Origin of the sequence: Candidatus Culexarchaeum yellowstonense (genome assembly GCF_024707025.1) — an archaeon.
GTDB lineage: Archaea > Thermoproteota > Methanomethylicia > Culexarchaeales > Culexarchaeaceae > Culexarchaeum.
The window spans coordinates 1-3967 of the sequence record NZ_JANGFQ010000237.1; the positions used below are offsets into that span (position 1 = coordinate 1).

Consider the following 3967-nt stretch of genomic DNA (forward strand, 5'->3'; position numbering starts at 1 on the left):
ATGTTTATAAATTTGTATACAATTATAGTCTATGGTGTTGTTTATGAGCACTGTGATTAGTGTTAGAATTCGCAGGGAGATTAAGGAGACTTTGGAGGAGAGTGGAGTTGATATTAGTGAAGAGGTAAGGAGGTTTTTGGAGGAGCTTGCTTGGAGGGTTAAGACTAGAAAGTTTATTGAGCGTTGGAATGAACTTCTCAAAGATGTGAAACCTAGCGAGAAAGGATTCTCAGTAAAGAGTGTGAGGGAGGATCGTGAGAGTCATTGATTCTTCTGCTCTAGTTAAGTACTTCTCACGTGAAGTGGGATGGGAGAAGGTTGGAGAAGTCATGTTTGAAGGTGTAATCACCCTAGATTTGGCTATTAAAGAGCTTTCAAATGCATTATGGAAGAAGGTGTTGAGGAATGAAATGAACTATGAAACTGCTGCGAGGATTATTAGGGATATAGTGGAGGGTAAGCCATTCCCCATAGAACCCCAAGAACGTTACCTCTTAAATGCATTTGAAATAGCCGTAAAGGGCAATGCAACTGTGTATGATGCACTCTTCATAGCCATGGCGAGGGAGAAAGGCCTAGAATTGGTGACATGCGATGAAAAACAAGCAGAAGTAGCAGGGAAGCTGGGATTAAAAGTTGTACTGGTATGAGCGAAGCAGTTAAGTGAAATAAATACTATGGCATGCTCTATGCTTACATCGTGTAAATAGTGTTTATGTTAATGATTTCTGGGAATTTAGCTAATGAATTCTTCAAAAGTTATGCTATGGCTATGAAGTACTCCAATTTAACTGATGAGCAAGAAGGATTTTCATCACAAATCAAAATCTTTAACTCCCTTAATTTTCTCTAGAAGATTTTGTAGCGTGTTAGGAATATTACTTTACTTTTAAACTTTTACATTCTTCTTAGACTCATTCCACTAAACTCTCAATTATAGCTCTTGGATCGATTCCCTTCTCAAGGATTTCCTCAAGTTCATCTATTTCGAGGCTCTTATGGTGGATTACATCATTATCATCCTTCCTTAACAATATTACCTTGGCATCCCTTGGTTCTATTAATGTTAGGCTGTGTAAGACGTCGAAGCTGTGTGTGGCTATAACTACTTGCCTATCAGAATCGGTTAACCACTTCAATAGCGTATCCATGAGGCTTGGATGCATGGCGATTTCAATATCATTCCATAGGGCTGCCAAATGGGATGTCAAGGTAATGAAAGTTTTACTCTTTGCTAATAATCTTGTTTTTGGGGATGGTAGCCCTTTAATATGGTTTTGTTGTATTTGGTTTTGGGTGTGTTGTAGGGTTGGATGTTCCGTTTGATGTTGTTTATAGGAGGGTTAAGTATGCTAGGTTGGAGTTTAGGGGGTTGAGGTTGCTTGTTGTTTTGCCGCTTAATGTGAAGGATTCCTCTAAGGTTTTGGAGGGGGGGAGGGTTTGGATTGAGAGGCAGTGGAGGATTGTTCAAGAGGCTGTTAAAGAGGTTGATGGCAATGATGTCTTCATGATTTTCGGTGAAAAATACATTGTAGATTGCTTCAGCACCAAGAGTTCTGGGGTAAGCATTGCTGATAAGAGGATATATTTGGGTTGCGGTGACCCTAAAGTCTGTTTGAAGGTTTTCCGTCAACTTAAATGGCTTTTGAAGTTGAAGGTTGAATCAATAGTTGGAGATTACTCCTTAAGGTTTGAGTTTAAGCCTAATAGGGTGCTTATATGGAGGCAGAAGACTAAGTGGGGGAGCTGTTCAAGTAAGGGTAACATAACCCTAAACCTTAAACTGGTATGCCTACCAGAGCATATGGTGAAGTATGTGGTATTCCATGAATTAACCCACCTGAAGTTTAAGGGGCATAACCGTAAATTCTGGCAGACAGTGGGCATGGAATTCCCAAACTACAAGGAACTGGAACGGGAAACTCTACAAATACTGGTTCATAACCGAAATACTATTCCAAAACCTAACCAGAAGTGCTCAACAATCCTCAAATCATGAGGGACCTTTAAAGTGGAATTTGTGAATTTAGTGTTCTATCCCCGTTTACCAAGCCAGTATATTGCTCCAGCTATTACCCAGCAGATTATTGTGCTTATGGGTGTGAAGGAGCAGTGGGCGTAGTAGCCTAAGAAGGAGGGTTTACTTGCAGGTGCAGGTATCAGGGTAGTCACTCCCAGAACGAAGAATAATATTACGCCAACCCAATAATACCACTTCAACAATTTTCATCATTCATTTTCACATTTCCTCAACAATTAAATCTTCCTATGGTCTTGATTTTGGTTAGGTTTAAATGATGGATTTTTCGATAATGCTGTTCGGGTGTGAGTTTAAATGGGTGGGAAGGAGCTTTTGCCTTCAACATGTACTTATGCTGATTCCTTGAAATATGCTGGTAAATGCGGGGAGTTTTTGCGGAGATGGGTTATGGGTGTGGTGGCTGGTTTAAGTGAGGTGGATGAGGAAACTGCTAAGAGGGTTTTGAGGAAAGCTGGTGAGGAGTGTTGTAAAGTTTTCTTGGAAGTTTATGGTTATGATTTGAGTGGTCAAGATTTGGATTCTCTAATTAGATTGTTGGGTAGTAGCCCGAGTAGTGGTTGCTATAGGGTGGATGAAGACACCATTATATATGAGTTTAAATCTGAGCGATGTGAATGCCCACTTGTTGAAATGGGTGTTGCTGGTTTGTCTTCTAGGCTTTGCTCAGCATGCTTCACCAATTGGCTTTCATACATGTTTAGCACAGTAACCAAGAGAAGGGTTAAAGCTGAATTAATTGAGAGTTTGGCTACTGGTGCATCTAAATGCACTTTTAAAATAAAATTACTCTAACAACTGTGGATTTATATGGTCCTTCTACTTTTAGAAGTTTAAAGGTTGGTGGTGAGATGTTTTGAATATTTCTTTCGATTCAAAAATGTTTTAAATTTCTATGTTAAGAGCATTATTGGTTAACGTTGTGGAGTGTGTGAGTGTGTTTTCATTCACCTATCCCATTGTTTTCAGCTTTTCTGCAGCTTCTATGCTTCTTGGGTTTATTTGGATTAGCTTTTTACGTTTTTCAATTCAAAATTGATGGAGGGTTATCTTTGACTTCTGAGAGGAGGAGTGTTAGGAGGGGTGTGGAGGGTAGGAGGAGGTCTCTCATCTCTTATTTTTGGATTACAGCTCTATCTTCATTGGCTGCGGATTATGGGGTTAAAAACGTGAAGGAAATATTAGATCTTCAAGGATTCCTCCCAATTGAAACTTTTGGTTATCCCTTCATGTTCTTCGTCACGTTATTGAGGTTCACTATTGGAAACCTCCTCCACATAAGGAGGTTGGAGAAAGCGAATGTTTCTTCATATATTTGGCTATTCGATTTCACAGTGATTTTCATCGAATCCTTAATTCTCATACTTTTAGGATGCTATTGCTATGAAAATATTTTGAAGTTTTTGATTCTTTTAATGGCTCTATGCCTTCTAGATTGCTTATGGATATTGAGTATTGGCTTTATGTATCTCAAAGGATTGAGGTCTGAAGTTCCATGGGCGTGGGGTTTATTAAATCTGGCAAGCGGATTATTTCTAGCAAGCATAATCTTCCATATTCTACCCTTGGATTTCAGAAGCTTTCTCGGAAGCCTTGTGATAATTGGTTGGTTTACCATATGTGCAATAATTGATCTATTTCTCGTTGATTACTACGAACTATTGAAGGAATAATCATATTATGATGAAGAGATCTAATTACAGAGCGCTTTAAATTTCAGGGGTTTATACGATTAAAAGTGGCTGGAACTACACTTAAAGCATGCTTATATATCTGAATTTCACCCCTAATATTTTGGGATCCATGAATGGATAAGTTGAAGGAAGAGTTCCTTAAACTTTTGGATAGGGATTTGGAGTTTAGGTATGCTGTTGCTGGCTATTTAGGTTTATCCGAGATTTTGAAGAGGCTTGATAGATTGGAGGAGGG

At 39.0% G+C, this 3967-nt stretch carries 7 protein-coding genes; 5 read left to right on the top strand and 2 right to left on the bottom strand.

Going from position 1 to position 3967, the window contains the following annotated elements; all coding sequences use genetic code 11:
- Positions 1–43: 43 nt before the first annotated feature.
- Together MRT15_RS11920 and MRT15_RS11925 are read left to right on the top strand one after the other, a co-directional pair.
- Positions 44–268: a hypothetical protein gene (locus MRT15_RS11920; protein WP_304330501.1), complete on the top strand. Its 225-nt coding sequence runs from the start codon at positions 44–46 to the stop codon at positions 266–268.
- The gene (locus MRT15_RS11925) at positions 255–650 is read left to right on the top strand and encodes a type II toxin-antitoxin system VapC family toxin (RefSeq protein ID WP_304330503.1); all 396 of its coding nucleotides are present in this window, start codon (positions 255–257) and stop codon (positions 648–650) included. Before MRT15_RS11920 ends, MRT15_RS11925 begins: the two co-directional genes overlap by 14 nt.
- 264 nt (positions 651–914) lie before the next feature.
- Here MRT15_RS11925 and MRT15_RS11930 read toward each other — a convergent pair whose 3' ends face one another.
- Entirely contained in the window at positions 915–1211 is a 297-nt protein-coding gene (locus tag MRT15_RS11930; protein WP_304330505.1) for a hypothetical protein, read from the bottom strand.
- 98 nt (positions 1212–1309) lie between these two features.
- Here MRT15_RS11930 and MRT15_RS11935 point away from each other — a divergent pair, with 98 nt between their 5' ends.
- Complete coding sequence (locus tag MRT15_RS11935) at positions 1310–1999, top strand: M48 family metallopeptidase (protein ID WP_304330507.1); 690 nt, start codon at positions 1310–1312, stop codon at positions 1997–1999.
- Between the two features lie 35 nt (positions 2000–2034).
- Here the strand turns inward: MRT15_RS11935 and MRT15_RS11940 are convergent, their stop codons facing one another.
- On the bottom strand, positions 2035–2220 hold the full coding sequence (locus tag MRT15_RS11940; protein ID WP_304330508.1) for a hypothetical protein: 186 nt from the start codon (positions 2218–2220) through the stop codon (positions 2035–2037).
- 115 nt (positions 2221–2335) lie between these two features.
- Between MRT15_RS11940 and MRT15_RS11945 the strand changes: the two genes are divergently transcribed.
- On the top strand, positions 2336–2833 hold the full coding sequence (locus MRT15_RS11945; protein WP_304330511.1) for a hypothetical protein: 498 nt from the start codon (positions 2336–2338) through the stop codon (positions 2831–2833).
- A gap of 257 nt (positions 2834–3090) precedes the next feature.
- Positions 3091–3711, top strand: coding sequence for a hypothetical protein (locus tag MRT15_RS11950; RefSeq protein WP_304330513.1), 621 nt, complete (start codon positions 3091–3093; stop codon positions 3709–3711).
- The last annotated feature ends 256 nt before the right edge of the window (positions 3712–3967 follow it).